This window comes from Pseudarthrobacter polychromogenes, from assembly GCF_014644495.1.
Lineage (GTDB): Bacteria > Actinomycetota > Actinomycetes > Actinomycetales > Micrococcaceae > Arthrobacter > Arthrobacter polychromogenes.
This window is the reverse complement of the sequence record NZ_BMKU01000012.1, coordinates 94,524-111,104: the sequence shown is the minus strand read 5'-3', so window position 1 is coordinate 111,104 and position 16,581 is coordinate 94,524. Positions and strand designations below refer to the sequence as shown.

General features: G+C 67.3%; 12 protein-coding genes. 8 read left to right on the top strand and 4 right to left on the bottom strand.

Annotation, left to right across the window (positions count from 1 at the left end; all coding sequences use genetic code 11):
- The first annotated feature begins 41 nt into the window (after positions 1–41).
- The 4 genes from IEX43_RS16890 to IEX43_RS16875 all read left to right on the top strand — a co-directional run bounded on the left by IEX43_RS16890 (position 42) and on the right by IEX43_RS16875 (position 5,335).
- On the top strand, positions 42–980 hold the full coding sequence (locus tag IEX43_RS16890; protein WP_188812836.1) for a proteasome assembly chaperone family protein: 939 nt from the start codon (positions 42–44) through the stop codon (positions 978–980).
- 50 nt (positions 981–1,030) lie between these two features.
- Positions 1,031–2,377, top strand: a complete 1,347-nt coding sequence (locus IEX43_RS16885; RefSeq protein WP_188812834.1) for an MFS transporter — start codon at positions 1,031–1,033, stop codon at positions 2,375–2,377.
- A gap of 100 nt (positions 2,378–2,477) precedes the next feature.
- On the top strand, positions 2,478–3,728 hold the full coding sequence (locus IEX43_RS16880) for a DUF4192 domain-containing protein (protein WP_188812832.1): 1,251 nt from the start codon (positions 2,478–2,480) through the stop codon (positions 3,726–3,728).
- A gap of 302 nt (positions 3,729–4,030) precedes the next feature.
- Positions 4,031–5,335 (top strand): RNA polymerase sigma factor, encoded by a 1,305-nt coding sequence (locus IEX43_RS16875; RefSeq protein WP_188812830.1) that lies wholly within the window; start codon positions 4,031–4,033, stop codon positions 5,333–5,335.
- Between the two features lie 220 nt (positions 5,336–5,555).
- On the opposite strand, the gene IEX43_RS16870 is transcribed toward IEX43_RS16875, so the two are convergent.
- On the bottom strand, positions 5,556–5,777 hold the full coding sequence (locus IEX43_RS16870) for a DUF7455 domain-containing protein (protein ID WP_013600696.1): 222 nt from the start codon (positions 5,775–5,777) through the stop codon (positions 5,556–5,558).
- 256 nt (positions 5,778–6,033) lie between these two features.
- Between IEX43_RS16870 and IEX43_RS16865 the strand changes: the two genes are divergently transcribed.
- The gene (locus tag IEX43_RS16865; protein ID WP_188812828.1) at positions 6,034–8,142 is read left to right on the top strand and encodes a DNA gyrase/topoisomerase IV subunit B; all 2,109 of its coding nucleotides are present in this window, start codon (positions 6,034–6,036) and stop codon (positions 8,140–8,142) included.
- Between the two features lie 51 nt (positions 8,143–8,193).
- On the opposite strand, the gene IEX43_RS16860 is transcribed toward IEX43_RS16865, so the two are convergent.
- Positions 8,194–9,186, bottom strand: coding sequence for a M56 family metallopeptidase (locus IEX43_RS16860; protein ID WP_188812826.1), 993 nt, complete (start codon positions 9,184–9,186; stop codon positions 8,194–8,196).
- A 6-nt stretch (positions 9,187–9,192) separates the two neighbouring features.
- A complete protein-coding gene (locus IEX43_RS16855) occupies positions 9,193–9,579 on the bottom strand; it encodes a BlaI/MecI/CopY family transcriptional regulator (protein ID WP_013600699.1) in 387 nt (128 codons plus the stop codon).
- Between the two features lie 270 nt (positions 9,580–9,849).
- Here IEX43_RS16855 and IEX43_RS16850 point away from each other — a divergent pair, with 270 nt between their 5' ends.
- The 3 genes from IEX43_RS16850 to cydD are packed head-to-tail and all read left to right on the top strand — an operon-like array spanning position 9,850 to position 16,079.
- Positions 9,850–11,454 (top strand): cytochrome ubiquinol oxidase subunit I, encoded by a 1,605-nt coding sequence (locus IEX43_RS16850; RefSeq protein WP_188812863.1) that lies wholly within the window; start codon positions 9,850–9,852, stop codon positions 11,452–11,454.
- A gap of 31 nt (positions 11,455–11,485) precedes the next feature.
- Entirely contained in the window at positions 11,486–12,535 is a 1,050-nt protein-coding gene (gene cydB, locus IEX43_RS16845; RefSeq protein ID WP_188812824.1) for a cytochrome d ubiquinol oxidase subunit II, read from the top strand.
- Between the two features lies 1 nt (position 12,536).
- The gene (cydD, locus tag IEX43_RS16840) at positions 12,537–16,079 is read left to right on the top strand and encodes a thiol reductant ABC exporter subunit CydD (RefSeq protein ID WP_188812822.1); all 3,543 of its coding nucleotides are present in this window, start codon (positions 12,537–12,539) and stop codon (positions 16,077–16,079) included.
- On the opposite strand, the gene IEX43_RS16835 is transcribed toward cydD, so the two are convergent.
- On the bottom strand, positions 16,061–16,579 hold the full coding sequence (locus IEX43_RS16835) for a DinB family protein (RefSeq protein ID WP_188812820.1): 519 nt from the start codon (positions 16,577–16,579) through the stop codon (positions 16,061–16,063). The genes cydD and IEX43_RS16835 overlap by 19 nt on opposite strands.
- Positions 16,580–16,581 lie beyond the last annotated feature (2 nt).

Sequence of the window (16,581 nt, the reverse complement as noted above, 5' to 3'; positions counted from 1 at the left end):
TTGTACAGAATGTCCACCCACACCCATGAAAGGAACATGCCGTGCTTGAACGGATCTCCGGCTCACTGCTGGACCCCGATGCGCTCTATGCGAGCAACATTGAGCTGTTCCACAGCCCTGAACTCCGGGGACTGAACCTGGTGATGGGCTTTACAGGCTTCGCTGACGCAGGGCACGTGGTGAAGCAGATCAATGCCGAACTGCTGGACTCCCTCGACGCCGAGCCGGTGGCCGTTTTTGATGCGGACCAACTCATTGACTACCGCTCGCGCCGGCCGCACCTGACGTTCGTGGAGGACCACCTCCAGGATTACCAGGAACCCCGGCTGGCACTGTACCGGCTGATGGACGGGCTGGGTAAGCCTTTCCTGCTGCTGGCAGGCTTCGAACCGGACCTGCAGTGGGAGAGGTTCGCACGGGCCGTGGTGGGTATCGTGGAGAAACTCGACGTGAACCTGGTGACCTGGATCCATTCCATCCCCATGCCCGTTCCCCACACCAGGCCGGTGGGAGTGACAGTGCACGGCAACCGCCCTGACCTGATCGAGGGCATCTCCGTCTGGAAGCCGACAGTCGAGGTCCCCGCCGCCGTGGGCCACATCCTGGAACTCCGCCTGGTGGAGGCAGGACGGAACGTGGCCGGTTACGTGATCCATGTGCCGCACTACCTGGCCGAGGCGGAATACCCCACCGCCGCCGTCGCGGGCCTTGAATACCTGGGCGCAGCCACATCCCTGATGCTCCCCTCGGACAGGCTCCGCGAAGCAGGCCGCGAGGTGAGCCGCCAGATCGCGGAGCAGATCGACGCTTCCGAGGACGTCCAGCAGGTGGTGTCGCGGCTGGAGGCCCGCTACGACGAAAAGGCCGAGGGCACGGTCCGCCGGTCGCTCCTGGCGGACGAGAACGATGAGCTGCCCAACGCCGACGACCTCGGGGCTGCGGTGGAGGCGTACCTGGCCCGGGAGAACCCGGGCCAGTAAAGGGCTGGACCGATAAAAGCCTGCGGCGGGCGCCCGGGCATAATGAAGTGGTGACTGCACCCCGCGCCTGGCTTATCTGGACCATCGGAATTTTCGGGTACCTGGTGGCCGTGGCGCAGCGCACGTCCTTTGGCGTTGTGGGACTGGAGGCCACCGAGAGGTTCCAGGCCAGCGCGTCAGCGATCTCCTTCTTCACCGTCCTGCAGCTCCTTGTCTATGCAGGGCTGCAGATTCCCGTGGGGCTGCTGGTGGACAGGTTCGGCTCCCGTGCCATGATCGCCGGCGGCGCAGTCCTTATGGGCCTGGGCCAGCTCCAGCTCGCCTTCGCAGACAGCATTCCCGGGGGAGTTGCAGGCCGGGTTTTGGTGGGCGCCGGGGACGCCATGACATTCATCTCCGTGATCCGCCTGATTCCGCTCTGGTTCGCTCCTGCCCGGGTCCCGCTGGTAACGCAGCTGACGGGCATGTCCGGCCAGCTCGGCCAGCTGTTCAGCGTCATCCCCTTCGCCTTCGTCCTGCATCTCGCGGGCTGGACCCCGGCGTTCCTCATGCTGGCCGGGATGTCAGCCCTCGCCGTTGTCCTGACCCTGGTGCTGCTGCAGGACGTCCCGCCGGGAACCGCCCGCCCGCAGGCCCAGCAGGGGCTGCGGGCTACCGGGGCCTCGCTGGCCCGGGCCTGGCGCCAGCCTGGGACGCGCCTGGGGCTCTGGAGCCACTTCACCATCCAGTTCAGCGGCACCGTGTTCGCCATGACCTGGGGCTACCCGTTCCTGCTCTCCGGGCAGGGCCTGGACGCCGGAACGGTGGCGGCCCTGATGGCCCTCTACGTCGCCGCCGCGATGGCGGTGGGACCCTTCATCGGACGCTTCGTCTCCCGCCACCCGCTGCGGCGTTCCACCATGGTCCTGCTTATCGCCGGCGCAACTGCGGCCGCGTGGGCCGCCGTCCTGCTGACCCCCGGCCGTGCTCCGCTGTGGCTGCTGGCCGGTCTTGTGGTGGTGCTCGCAGTCGGCGGGCCGGGGTCCATGATCGGCTTCGACTTTGCCCGCACCTTCAACCCTGCACACCGGATCGGGACGGCCACGGGCATCGTCAATGTGGGCGGGTTCATCGCCGCCCTCGTGGCGATCTTCCTGATCGGGCTCGTGCTGGACATCCTTTTTGCCAGCGGCTTTTCCCAGGGCGTCCTCTACGGCCTGGATCCTTTCCGGATCGCCCTGAGCGTCCAGTTCCTGCTGCTGGGGTTCGGGGCAGCAGCCATGCTCGTGTGCCGGCGCAAAGTGCGGCGGCAGATGGCCGCCCAGGGTGTGGTTGTGCCACCGCTGCGCAGCGCCCTGGCCCGCCAGCGGCGCGAAAACCTTGCACGGCGCCGCGGCTCCTCCCTCCCGGACGAGTGACACTGGTCATCCACTAGCACTGGTCCTCCACAGGCCTGGTTTCCGCACATAGCCGCTTTCCGTCCTTAACCGGCGCCGGCGGGCGGCGGAAGCTGGAGCCATGACTTCTCCAGACCACCTGACAGTCCGCAGCCCGGAAGACATCCTGGGCTTCATTCCGCACTCACTCGGATACTGGCCGGCGCAGAGCCTCGTGGCGATGACCCTGCAGGGTACGAGGCTTGGCGCTACCCTCCGGCTGGACCTGCCGGGACCCGAGGTCCTGGCCGCACCGGCAAAATTCCTGCAGGCTGTCCTCCGCTACCTGGAAGCGGACAAGGAAGCTGACGGCACATTGCTGGCGTTCTTCACCAGCAACGGCAGCGCGTCGTCGCCGTCCCGGTACGACGGTCTGCTGGCCGGACTGGACTCCACGCTGGAAAGGGCCGGGATGCCAGTCCGCGAAGCCTGGTACGTCGGCGATGATTTCTGGCGGCAGGCCTGGTGCAGGGATGTTTCATGCTGCCCGCTCCCCGGCCGGCCAGTGCAGCAGATCCGTGACAGCACCCTGAACGCCGAGATGGTGTACCGCGGAAGCAGCGTTGGCCCGCAGCCGGAGGAGCAGGCACGCGCGCTTCCGGTTTCAAGCCTCTACCTGGCTGCCGTCAGGGAGGCTGAAACCGCGTGGTCCGCACAACTGGACCTTCGCCGGCCAAGCAGGCCGCAGTTCGACGCGGTCCTCAGGATCTGGCGGGATCTGCTGAACCGCCCCCAGGGGGAAGCCTGGCTGCCCGGGGCGGATCGCGACGGATTCCTGCGGGCGTCGCTGCTGGTCCCCGCGTACCGGGATGCTGTCCTGATGATGGCGGCAGCGGGCACACAAGCTGCCGAAGACGGTGCCGGGCAGTTGGGGCTCTTCCGGGATGAATGCATGCTGGACCCTGTGGCGCCCCAGGAGGAATTTCAGGGGGCCTGGGCATCCGCGGATGGGCTGCAGGGCCGTGCGGCGGAGGGAGGACCGCCCCAGGAAGGACCGCCGGGTGCAGACATCCCAGGCTACGGGGACGTCCTGATGGGCGTGGCACCTGCCGTCCCGGACTGGGAACGGCTCAACGCCCTGGACCTGGTCCTTGGGCGGCTTGCCGCAGCTGGCGGCCGGGCGGCGGCTGCATCGTTCACGGGGAGGGGCTGGATTGCCTGGTGCCGCGGCCGCGGCTCCTACTCGGCGGCCTATCTCCGGCAGGCCCTTGACGCAGAACCCGGGTACCGCCTCGCGGAACTGCTGCTGGAACTGGTCCGGCGCGGAACACTCTGCGGCTGGGCGGCACGGAAGGAGGCTGCCTGGCAGAAGTTCGGCCCGGACGCGGCGTGACCGCTCCCGGGGGCGGGGGAGCGGCGGCAGGCGGGGCTGGACGGCGGGGACACCCGGTGTGGGCGAATGACGGGGAGGCCCGATTCGGGGAAAACATGAGACAATGGAGGCCGAGACCCGGTTGGGTCCGTGTATTGAGCGCACAGTCGTGGACCCCGCGGGGAACATAACAGCGGCTCCGGCAGTTGTCTTAACAGACTCTGCAGGCCGTGGTGGCGCTTGGTTTTCACCACGGACTTGACAGGGTCATAGTGGTGTTGCCCGTATGGTGATTCCACAGACCACCGCTAGAAAGGTTTTCTGTGACCCCGTCTTCCACGAAGAAGGACCCCGCCGCCCCGGACGAACTGTCCGCCGAGGAGAAGCAGGCTGCGACCAACGCCAAGCGTGCAGCTACGCGGGCAGCCAACAAGGCGTCGGCCGGTGCGGCTGCAGCGGACGGCAAGCCCGAGCCCAAGAAGCGCGGCCCCAAGCCCGGTGCGAAGGCGGCAGCCGCAAAGTCCGCTGCCGGTGACACCGACGACGCCGAAGAAGTCGAGGAAGACCTCGACGACATCGTCCTCGAAGGACCTGAAGTCGTTGAGGAGGACGCCGAGGCTGATCCCGCCAAGGCAGTTGCCGGCTCCGGCAAGGGCTTCGTCTACTCGGACGCTGACGACGACGACGCGCCTGTCCAGCAGGTCATGTCCGCCGGAGCCACGGCCGACCCCGTCAAGGACTACCTGAAGCAAATCGGCAAGGTGGCACTGCTCAATGCCGAGCAGGAAGTGGACCTTGCCCTCCGGATCGAAGCCGGGCTGTTCGCCGAAGAGAAGATCAACGCGGACGACGGGTCCATGGATCCGAAGTACAAGCGCGAGCTTGAATTCATCATCCATGACGGCAAGCGCGCCAAGAACCACCTCCTCGAAGCCAACCTCCGCCTGGTGGTCTCGCTGGCCAAGCGCTATACCGGACGCGGCATGCTCTTCCTGGACCTGATCCAGGAAGGCAACCTGGGCCTCATCCGTGCAGTGGAGAAGTTCGACTACACCAAGGGCTTCAAGTTCTCCACCTACGCCACCTGGTGGATCCGGCAGGCCATCACCCGCGCCATGGCGGACCAGGCCCGTACCATCCGTATTCCGGTCCACATGGTTGAAGTCATCAACAAGCTGGCACGTGTCCAGCGCCAGATGCTCCAGGACCTCGGCCGCGAACCCACGCCCGAGGAGCTCGCACTCGAACTCGACATGACCCCCGAAAAGGTTGTCGAAGTCCAGAAGTACGGCCGTGAGCCGATCTCGCTGCACACGCCCCTGGGCGAAGACGGCGACTCCGAATTCGGTGACCTGATCGAGGACTCCGAGGCCGTTGTTCCCGCGGACGCCGTGAGCTTCACGCTCCTCCAGGAACAGCTCCACTCCGTCCTGGACACCCTGTCCGAGCGCGAAGCCGGGGTTGTGGCCATGCGCTTCGGCCTAACCGACGGACAGCCGAAGACTTTAGACGAAATCGGCAAGGTCTACGGAGTAACGCGTGAGCGCATCCGCCAGATCGAATCGAAGACGATGTCCAAGCTCCGCCACCCCTCGCGGTCGCAGGTACTCCGGGACTACCTCGACTAAAAGCAGGATGAGCTGGAAAAGCGGCCCGCCGGCTGCCGTGGCCCCTCGAGGGCGTGGCAGCCGGGCGGGCCGCTTTTCCGTTCGGGGCAGGATGCGCGGGCGCAGGGCCTGGCCGGCCGGGACGGGGCCCGGCGAGGGCGCGGGCGCGGCCTAAACGAAGGGCGGGGCTTAAAAGAATTGGGACCCCACCTTCCGGTGGAGTCCCGACAGCTTGGGGAAGCTAGTCGATTTCTACGGCTGCCTTCTCGTGAAGCTTGCCCGTCTCATCGTGCCAGTCGGAGCTCAAGGGCTTCAGAGTCGCCTCGACTGCGCGGGCGTGGTGGCCGCAGAAGAGCAGCTCACCGCCGGAGGACTCCAATACAACCCGGACATAGGCCTGAGCTCCGCAACGGTCGCACCGGTCCAGTGCATTGAGTGTGCGGTCTGCCACTGCTGTTGTCATGTCGGCCTCCTTAGTAGATCAGTACGTCTATATAACCAGCATTCGTAACAAAACCATCGCAAGGATGGGGCAAGTTCGCTGTGCGCGTATCCGCAATGTTGGCTCAAGAACGTCCAAGCAGCCTGCGCACGCCCTGACGTGGCGCGGTCCACACCCTCCGCCAGGTGTGGCAGCCGGACCGCAGGCGCCGCGCCGACTACCCTAGAGGAAGCGATCCCAGCCCGCTGTTTTACGTCCCTGAAGGAGCTCATCACCAGTGGCACCCAGTTCTGATTACACTGCCCGGCACCTGTCTGTACTGGAGGGCCTTGAGGCCGTCCGCAAGCGCCCGGGCATGTACATCGGTTCCACCGACTCCCGCGGCCTCATGCACTGCCTCTGGGAAATCATCGACAACTCCGTCGACGAGGCGCTGGCCGGATTCGGCCACGACATCAAAATCATCCTGCACGCGGACAACTCCGTGGAGATCCACGACGACGGCCGCGGCATTCCCATCGACAAGGAACCCAAAACGGGCCTGACGGGCGTGGAGGTTGTCTTCACCAAACTGCACGCCGGCGGCAAGTTCGGCGGTGGCTCCTACACCGCCTCGGGCGGCCTGCACGGTGTGGGTGCGTCCGTGGTCAATGCCCTGTCCTCCCGCCTGGACGTCGAAGTGGACCGGGGCGGGAAGACCTACAAGATGTCGTTCCGCCGCGGCGAGCCCGGGCGCTTCAAGGACACCGGTTCCAAAACGGACCCCGCCGCGCCCTTCACACCGTTCGTTGACGACTCGGTCCTGGATATCGCCGGCAAGGCCAAGCGCGGCGTCACGGGAACCCGGATCCGCTACTGGGCCGACCGGCAGATCTTCACCCCCGACGCCAAGTTCTCCTATGAGGAACTGGCCGCCCGCGCCCGGCAGACCTCCTTCCTGGTTCCCGGCCTCAAGCTGACAGTGCGGGATGAGCGGAGGGTCCCGGGAACCCCCGGCGAGGCGGGCGTCCACGAAGAGGTGTTCCACCATGACGGCGGCATCTCGGAATTCGTCGAATTCCTCGCCGCCGATCCGGCAGTCACCGATGTGTGGCGGCTGCACGGATCCGGAAAGTTCAAGGAGACGGTGCCCGTCCTGGACGAGCGCGGGCACAGCCAGCTTGCCGAGGTGGAGCGGGATTGTGAGGTGGACGTCGCGCTGCGCTGGGGGATCGGTTATGACAGCACGGTCCGCAGTTTCGTCAACATCATCTCCACGCCCAAGGGCGGAACCCACCAGTCAGGATTTGAGCAGGCCCTGGTCAAGACCTTCCGCAAAGCCGTGGAAACCAATGCCCGCAAGCTCAAGGCCGGCAACGACAAGATCGAAAAGGACGACATCTTCGCAGGACTGACGGCGGTCCTGACGGTGCGGCTTGCGGAGCCGCAGTTTGAAGGCCAGACCAAGGAAATCCTGGGCACATCAGCCGTGCGTGCCATCGTTGCCAAGGTGGTGGAACGCGAGATCAGCGCCAAGCTCAGCTCCGCGAACCGCAATGACAAGGCCCAGTCCGCCCTGCTGCTCGAAAAAATCGTCAGCGAGATGAAGTCACGCATCTCGGCCCGCGTGCACAAGGAGACCCAACGGCGCAAGAACGCGCTGGAAACCTCCTCCATGCCCACCAAGCTGGCCGACTGCCGCACGGACGACGTCGCACGTTCCGAACTGTTCATTGTGGAAGGCGACTCGGCGCTCGGAACCGCCAAGCTGGCCAGGTCCTCCGACTTCCAGGCGCTGCTGCCCATCCGCGGCAAAATCCTCAATGTCCAGAAAGCCTCGGTGGGGGACATGCTCTCCAATGCCGAGTGCGCCGCCCTGATCCAGGTGGTGGGGGCCGGGTCCGGACGCAGCTTCGACCTCTCTGCCGCCCGCTACGGCAAGGTCATCCTGATGACTGACGCCGACGTGGACGGCGCCCACATCCGGACCCTGCTGCTGACCCTTTTCTTCCGCTACATGCGGCCCATGATCCTGGAGGGCCGGGTGTTCGCGGCGGTTCCGCCGCTGCACCGGGTGGAGGTCATCAACGCGGGCCAAAAAGCCAACGAGATGATCTACACCTACTCCGAGGCGGAGCTCCACGTCCTGCTGGCCCGCCTGGCGAAGGAGGGCAAGCGGTACAAAGAGCCCATCCAGCGCTACAAGGGCCTGGGCGAAATGGACGCCGAGCAGCTGGCCGAGACCACCATGGACCCGCGGCACCGTACCCTGCGCAAGGTGGGGATCGAAAACGCGCAGCAGGCAGAGGAGATCTTCGACCTGCTGATGGGCTCGGACGTGTCACCGCGCAAGGACTTCATCATTGCAGGCGCCTCCAGCCTGGACCGGGAGCGCATCGACGCCTGACGGCAGCAGGGCAGCCGGTGCCAGGCCGGAGAGGGAGGACGACGGCGGGACTCACCCCAGCAGGCCGGGCACCACGAGCAGCAGGGTGGGCAGAGCAAGGAGCAGTACGGATCCTGCCACGACCATGCTGCGGATGGGCGCCGGCAGCTCAGGCCGGGGCGAGAGCAGCCGGCTGACCCGTGAGGCGGTGGTCCGGGCGGAGTCCGCGCCGGACGTGCCGGCGGCGGCGTCAAGTCCGGAGAGCGCCAGGCTGGACACCTCCTGTCGGAGGTCCGCGCCGCCGCTGTTCCCGGCCGACCCGCTGGCCACAATGGCGATGGCCTTGATCAGCGTGGCCTTGCTTTCGGTCTTGAGCGCGACGTCGTCCGCCAGCATCTCGATCAGGGAGTTCACTGACTCTTGGGCGAGGCGGGTGGTTGGCAGCCAGGGTAGTGCCTGCCGCCAGGCAGCGAATGCCCACAGCAGCAGGTGGTGGCGCTGGCTGAGGTGGGCGTTCTCATGAATCAGGACCGCACGGAGTTCTGCGGGCTCAAGGGCCGCCATCAGGCCATCCGAAAGAACAGTCACGGACCGGGCGCCGCCGGGAAGGCAGTACGCCACGGGGGAGTTGTGGCTGATGACCAGGGTTCCCGTCCCCTCAGCGGACGGCGAGGCCAGCAGGGACAGCAGTTCGCGGTGCCGGCGCCGCTGGCGCTCAATCTTGTAGTAGGTCAGCAGGAGCGTGAACACCAGGTGGGCGGTGAGCAGCGCCGCCGCGGACAGGGCGAAAATATGCCAGAAACCCAGGGCAGTGGTGGGGGCGTTGTACAGCACCATGCCGGCCAGCGCCCGCAGGCCTGCGATCAGGTTGTCCCCGATCGGTTCCAGGCCATACACGAGCATTGCGCCGATCATGGACAGCCCGCCGGCCAGCGCTATCGCCTGCCACAGGATCATGGCGGTAAAGGGTGAGCGGGCGGGCCACTGCGCGCGTGAGAGTAGGACAGGCACCGGCCACGCCAGGACTATCGCAAGGACCGCCAGCAGGTACGAGGCCCAGAACATGGTCCGCTAGAGGTGGCCAAGCAGTTTGCGCAGAGTCTCGGCTTCACCCTCGGATACGGACCCGATAAAGCGGGCCAGCACTGCTTCGCGGTCCGGAGCCGACCCCAGCACCTCGTGCATCAGCTCGGCGGTGTGGTCCTCGCGGCTGGACACTGCCTGGTACCGGTGCGGACGGGTGCCGCGTTCGCGCTCCACCAGGCCCTTCTTCTCCAGCCGGGACAGCACGGTGAGCACAGTGGTCACGGCAAGCTCCTTGCCCTCGTGGCCGGCTGCACCGCCTTGCCCGGCCGAGGTCTGCGCGAGCCTGTCCCGCAGCGTGTTGGCTGTGGCTGCTTCCTGGCCCGCCCAGAGCAGATCCATCACTGCCCGTTCCAGTTCACCAAGACTAGCCATTGCACTTTTCCTTTGTTTCCCCGCGCCACCGCCGCCGGGCGGAGGTGGCTGCATGCTGTGTTTGAACTACACCTCCAATTTACCCGGTTTTCCCGAGACTTTCTACGTTGGGTAGAACACGTGGCCTGACGCGGCCCTTGCCTGCCGCGCCGGGGGAGTGGAAGCTGGTTTTTACACCACCGCCGCGGTTGTTCTACACTCGGTAGAAGTTGAGTTCTACAAAACGTAGAAGATCTGCATTCGCTGACACGAGGGACCGCCTTGGACGCTATGGACGCGCTGGAAATCGCACGCTGGCAATTCGGGATCACCACCGTTTACCACTTCATGATGGTCCCGCTGACCATCGGCCTTGGCCTGGTTGTCGCAGTCATGCAGACGGCCTGGCACCGCACGGGCAACCCCGAATACCTCCGGATGACCAAGTTTTGGGGAAAGCTGTTCCTCATTAACTTCATCATGGGTGTGGCCACCGGCATCGTCCAGGAGTTCCAGTTCGGGATGGCCTGGAGTGAATACAGCCGGTTCGTGGGCGACGTCTTCGGAGCGCCCCTGGCCTTGGAAGCGCTGCTGGCGTTCTTCGTCGAATCCACCTTCCTGGGACTGTGGATCTTCGGGTGGAAGCAGCTCAAGCCCGGCATCCACCTGGCGTGCCTGTGGATCGCAGTGATCGGGTCGATTTTCTCCGCGTACTTCATCATCGTGGCCAACAGCTGGATGCAGCACCCCGTGGGCGTGGAGATGATCGACGGCCGGCCCGTCATGACCGACGCCTGGGCCGTCTTCACCAACAACACCGCGCTCGTTGCCGTTCCGCACACCCTCTTCGGAGCCCTCGCCGTTGCCGGCGGCTTCCTGCTGGGCATCGCCTGGTACCACCTGTGGCGCCGGCGGCGCGACGGCGTCGACACAGTCGGTGCCGACGGCAAGGTCATCCCGGGCGAATCTGCGGACATCCCCGGCCGGGACCGCGACGACCACAAAGTCTGGCTCCGTTCCCTGCGCATCGGCGCAGTGGTGGCCATGATCTCCTTCGCCGGCACCGCCCTCACCGGGGACCTCCAGGGCAAGCTGATGTTCGAACAGCAGCCCATGAAGATGGCCGCAGCGGAAGCCGCCTGCCATGACGGCACCGGGTTCTCCGTCCTGAGCATTGGCAACCTTGGTTCGCAGAACTGCGACGACATCGTTGCCCTCATTGAAGTCCCCGGCATCCTCTCCTACCTGGCTAAGGGCGACTTCACCACCGAAGTCCAGGGCGTCAACAGCCTCCTGCCGCAGTACAAGGAGGCCTACGGGACCCACCTGCCGGACAACCCCATCTACGGCGAACGCGCCGGCCAGGAAATCGACTACCTTCCCGTCATGGAGGTCACCTACTGGGGCTTCCGCATGATGATCGGCTTCGGCGGGCTCGCCGCCCTGGCAGCCCTCGTGGCGCTGTGGATCACCCGGAAGGGGACCGTCCCCGAATCCCGGTGGCTCATGCGGCTCGCCGTCTTCGGCATCCTGGCACCCTTCGGCGCCAACGCGGCCGGCTGGATCTTCACCGAGATGGGCCGCCAGCCGTTCGTCGTTGCCCCCAATCCGGATCCCAGCGGCATCGACCAGGTCTTTATGTTCACGGCGGCGGCGGTATCACCCGGTGTCTCTGCCGGGGAGCTGCTGGCCTCGCTGGTCACCCTGACGGCGGTCTACGCAGTCCTGCTGGTGGTAGAAGTCAAGCTGCTGGTGAAATACATCCGCGGCGGAGTGGTCTCCGCCATGCCTGAGCTGGTCCATGCACCGGCCGACGAAAATGAGGACGCCACCCCCGGAACCGGTGGACCGGGCGGCGGCAAACCCGGCGACGACGTCCTGGCGTTCGCCTACTAAGCCGCGCACGAAGAGCAGAGGAAATACACACATGGAACTGCTGCCAACAGTCTGGTTCATCGCCATCGCGGTGCTGTGGACCGGGTACCTCTTCCTGGAGGGTTTCGACCTCGGCGTCGGGATGCTCATGAAGCTTTTCGCCCGCAACAACACCGAGCGCCGCGTCCTGCTCAACACCATCGGACCCGTCTGGGACGGCAACGAGGTATGGCTCCTGACGGCCGGCGGCGCCACGTTCGCCGCCTTCCCGCTCTGGTACGCCTCCCTGTTCTCCGCCCTTTACCTCCCGCTCCTGGTGGTGCTTGTTGCCCTGATTTTCCGGGCGGTGGCCTTCGAGTACCGGGGCAAGGTGGACACCGACCAGTGGCGTGCCCGCTGGGACTGGGCCATCGCGCTGGGATCCTTCTTCGCGGCCTTCGGCGTGGGTGCCGCGCTGGCGCTCACCACCACCGGCCTGCCGCTGAACGCCAACGGCGACCGCGAAGGAGGCCCGCTGGCATGGTTCAGCGGATACGCCGTTCTGGGCGGCCTCGCCGTCGTGGGCTTCTCGCTGATCCACGCCCTGGCTTTCCTGGCCCTGAAGACCGACGGCGACGTGCGGCACCGGGCACGGACATGGTTCGTGCGCCTGCTCCCCGTCCTGCTCCTGCCCATCGCGGCATGGGCACTCAGCATCCAGTTCCTGGACGGGAAGCCCTGGACCTGGGCCCTTGTCCTGCTGGCTGTTGCCGCCGCGGCCGCAGCCTGGGTGTGGGCCCGTAAGGGAGCCGAAGGCAAGGCCTTCTCCGGGCTTGGCGCTTTCCTGGCACTGGGATCGGCATCGATCTTTGCGGCGGTGTTCCCGGTGGTTCTGCCGTCCACCCTCAACGAGGCCTTTGACCTCACCATCTCCAATGCCTCCTCCTCCGACTACACCCTGGGGCTCATGAGCATCGTGGCGGCCTTCGGCCTTCCCCTTGTCATCGCCTACCAGGCCTGGACTTACTGGGTGTTCCGCCGCCGGGTCAGTGCAGCGCACATCCCGGAGGCCCACAGCTTCCTGCCGGCCATCGCCGCCAGGGCTTTCACAACGAAGGGCTGACATGCGGCCAAGTTTCCCTCCCGGTCCGGCCACCCGGTCCGCCGTCTACCTGCTGGGACTGCTGGCAGCCCTGAAGGCCCTGTCACTTGTCCTGATGGGCCAGGCCGTTGCCTCGGTACTGGCCGGACTGGTGGCGGGGGACCCGGACTGGGCAGGCCAGGTTGCCCTGGGACTGGCCGGCGTCGTGCTGCGGTCACTGACCGTCTGGGCACAGGCCGTCGCTGCCCGGCGGGCGGCCCTTGGCATCAAGGAGGAGCTGCGTGCCGGGCTGCTCGAACGGTCGCTGCGCAACGGCGCCAGGGGAACCGGCCCTGCCGACGGCGGGCTCGCCGTCCTGGCAACCCGTGGACTGGATGCGCTGGACAACTACTACACCCAGTTCCTCCCGGCACTGGTCAACTGCGCGGTGATCCCGCTGCTGCTGGGAGCACGGATCCTCTTTGCGGACTGGGTCAGCGCGGTGGTAATTGTCCTGACGGTACCGCTGGTGCCGCTGTTCATGGTACTCATCGGCCGGTACACCGAAGACAACGTCCGTGAAGCGCAGGCGGCCCTTGGCAGGCTGTCCGCCCACATGCTGGAGCTGGCAAAAGGCCTGCCGGTCCTGGTGGGGCTCGGACGCGCCACGGCGCATCGCAAGGCCCTCGAAGAGATCTCCGAGGAATACCGCACCCGCACAATGGGCACCCTGCGCACCGCATTCCTCTCGGCGCTGGCACTGGAACTGATCGCCACCATCTCCGTGGCGGTCGTGGCGGTGTTCATCGGCGTCCGGCTGGTGCACGGGGACATGCCGCTCGAGGCCGGCCTGCTGGCACTGATCCTGGCCCCGGACTGCTATCTCCCGCTGCGTGAACTGGGCACCGCCCACCATGCCAGCGACGACGGGCGGGTGGCCCTCGCGGAAACCACCGCGGTCACGGAGGCCCCCGAACCCCGGCCGCTTCCGGCAACCAGGGCGGGACGGCCCGGTGGCCCCGTCTCCGTCACGGACCTGACCGTGGACTACAGCGGAAGGTCGGGCCCCGCCGTCGGCCCGCTCACCTTCACCGCGCCGCAAGGCAGGATCACCGCCCTGGACGGAGCCAGCGGCGCAGGAAAGAGCACAGTCCTCGGTGTGCTGGCGGGAACCATCGGGGACGGAGCCGGCACCACGGTCACCGGCACCCTCCAGGGCATCGACCGCAGTGCGCTGGCCTGGGTGCCGCAGCATCCGGTCATGCTCGCCGAAACTGTCCTGGACGAGGTGCTGCTGTACCTCTCCGGGGATATCGAGGGCGCCCGCGGCCACGCCGGCGTGGAAGCCGCCGCACGCTCATGCCTGGCCCGCGCCGCTGCCGGCCATCTGGCACACCAGCACCCCGCCGAGCTGAGCCCCGGGGAGCTGCGGAGGGTGGCACTGGCCAGGGGACTGGCCCGGATCGAGGCAGGAGCCACAGTGCTGCTGCTCGATGAGCCCACCGCGCACCTGGACGACGTCTCGGCCATGGTGGTGGAAGACGCGATCCGCCACCTGCGCGGACGCGTCACCGTGATCCTCGTGGCGCACAACGGACGCACCCGCAACCTTGCCGACCATCTGGTGCCGGTGGCTGCGCACGCAGAGCCAGTCCACGCAGAGCCAGTCCAGGCAGAGCCTGCCCGGGCAGGGGAACCAGGCGTGCGGGCCGGGGTGCTGGCCACAGCCGCAGCGCCGGGGCAGGCCGCGTTGCAGAAGGCCGGGCCGAAACCAGGGGGTGGCGTGGACGTCGCAGCAGACGCCTGGCCGGCCCCCGCTGCTGCCGGTGCCGGTGCCGGTGCCGGTGCGCCCGCCAGCGGGGCCGCAGGCACCCGCCATACGGCCCGGCTCCTCGCGGCGCTCCTGGCGCCGGTCCGCGGCAAGTTTGCAGCGGCTGCCGTCGTGGGCACCCTGGCGGCCGTCTTCGCCGTCGCCCTGTCCGGCCTGTCCGGCTGGCTGATCATCCGGGCCAGCGAGCAGCCGCCCATCCTGTACCTGCTGACAGCTATTGTTGGCGTGCGGTTCTTCGGGATCGGGCGGGCCGTGCTCCGCTACTGCGAGCGGCTCCTGCTCCACGATGCGGTGTTTGCCGCCCTCACCCGCCTCCGCGGGCGGCTCTGGGAGTCCCTGAGCCGCAGGGCCCTCGCCCTCCGCCGGCTGCTGCAGGGCGGCAACGTCCTGGGGACGGTCATCGACGACGTCGATACCGTCCGCGACCTCCTGCCAAGGGTTGCGCTGCCGCCGGTGACGGCGCTCGCTGTCTCCGCCCTGGCCCTGGCCACCACCTGGCTGCTGGTGCCGGACGCCGTCCCGGCCGTCCTGGCCGCCGCCGCAGCCAGCCTGCTCCTGGCCCCGGCCGTGGCGCTGTGGGCCGACCGGAAGTCAGCCAGTGTCGAGCAGGTCCTGAGGTCCGGGGTCCTGCGCCGGATTTCCGCAGCCCTCGATGCACGCGCCGAACTCCACGCCAACGGCGTCGCCGCCCCGGTGCTGGCCGGACTGCGCGCCCAGGACCGCAGCGCCACCCGCGCTTCCCAGCGGTCAGCGTGGGCAGACGGCCTGGGACACGCTGTCACCACAGCCTCCTGCTGCGCGGCTGCCTTCGCAGCTGCCTGGCTGGCCGCTCCCGCCGTGCTCGGCGGCCGGCTTGCCCCGGCGACGGCGGCGGTGGTGGTGCTGATGCTCCTCGCACTGGTGGAGCCCTACGCAGCCATGACGACGGCGGTGCGCCAGTTCCCAGCGCTACGGACAGTCATGCGGCGCGTGTCCGCCTCGGGCGCCCTGGATGCCGCCACTGCAGGCCCCGACGGTTCCCCAGCCGACGGCCTGCACACGGTGCCGGCCCGCCGCGACGGTGCTCCCGGCGTCGAACTCGTTGACCTCGCGGCGGCGTGGCCGGGCGGTGCTCCGGTGTTTTCCGGGATCAACGCCGTTGCGGAGCCAGGCCGGTGGCTGGCCGTCACCGGACCGTCCGGTTCCGGAAAGTCCACCCTGCTCTCGGTCCTGCTGGGATTCCTCCCTGCAGTAGCCGGGGCAGCCCGGGTGACCGGCCGGGCCGCCTGGTGTCCGCAGGAAGCCCACCTTTTTGACTCGACCATCCGCGGCAACCTGCTGCTGGGCAGGCCCCCCGCGAACGGCCCGGCCGGAGTCGGCGAGCTGATGGAGGTGCTGGAGTCCGTGGGGCTGGCGGGCCTGGTGGAGCGCCTGCCGGCCGGCCTGGACACCAGGATCGGTCCGGGCGGGGCCTTCCTGAGCGGGGGAGAGCGCCAGCGCCTGGCCGTGGCGCGCACGCTGATGACGGGAGCGGAGGTGATCCTGCTGGATGAGCCAACAGCGCACCTGGATGCTGAATCGGCAGAGGCCATGCTGGCCGACCTGCGCGCGGGACTCGGCAACCGGACCGTGGTGCTGGTGACCCACAACCCGGCTGATATCCATCCTGAGGATGCGAGGCTGGTGCTGGCCGGATCCGGGAACGCCGGAGGCAGCGGACACAACGGCGCACCGGCGTATGCCGCGGTGGCGGAGGGTCAGCCGTCCACGTCGTGAAGGTGGTGGACGACGTCGTGCAGGAAGTACTGGGCCAGCGTCAGGACGGTGAACTCCGAGCCGTTGCTGCGCAGCCCTGTCCGTGCCCATTCTGATTCGCGGACCCGGGCAAAGGACTCCGCCGCCTGCTTTCCCTCAGCCGTCAGCTCTGCGCTGACCACTGCCGGATCCGCGTTGGCGTAATCCTTGTCGATGGCCGTCTGGTCCTGGTCCCAGTTCTCGAACCGTGCGTCATCCGATTCGAGCATGAGGTTCAGCCGCTGGTCGAAAAGGCTGAAGACGTCCCGGACGTGGCAGGAATACTCCAGCGCGGACCAGGTGCGCTCATTGGGGCGCTCGGCCACGTCCGGCCTGCGCAGGACGGCACGCCAGCGGGGCAGCATGTTGTCGATGCTCCCCGGGACGGTGGACGGGGTCACCGTTGCGGCGTCGAACGAGCATTCCGGGCAGGGACGCGTCAGGACCCAGGTCCAGTCCTTCTCATCAGGAACGATAGGCATGC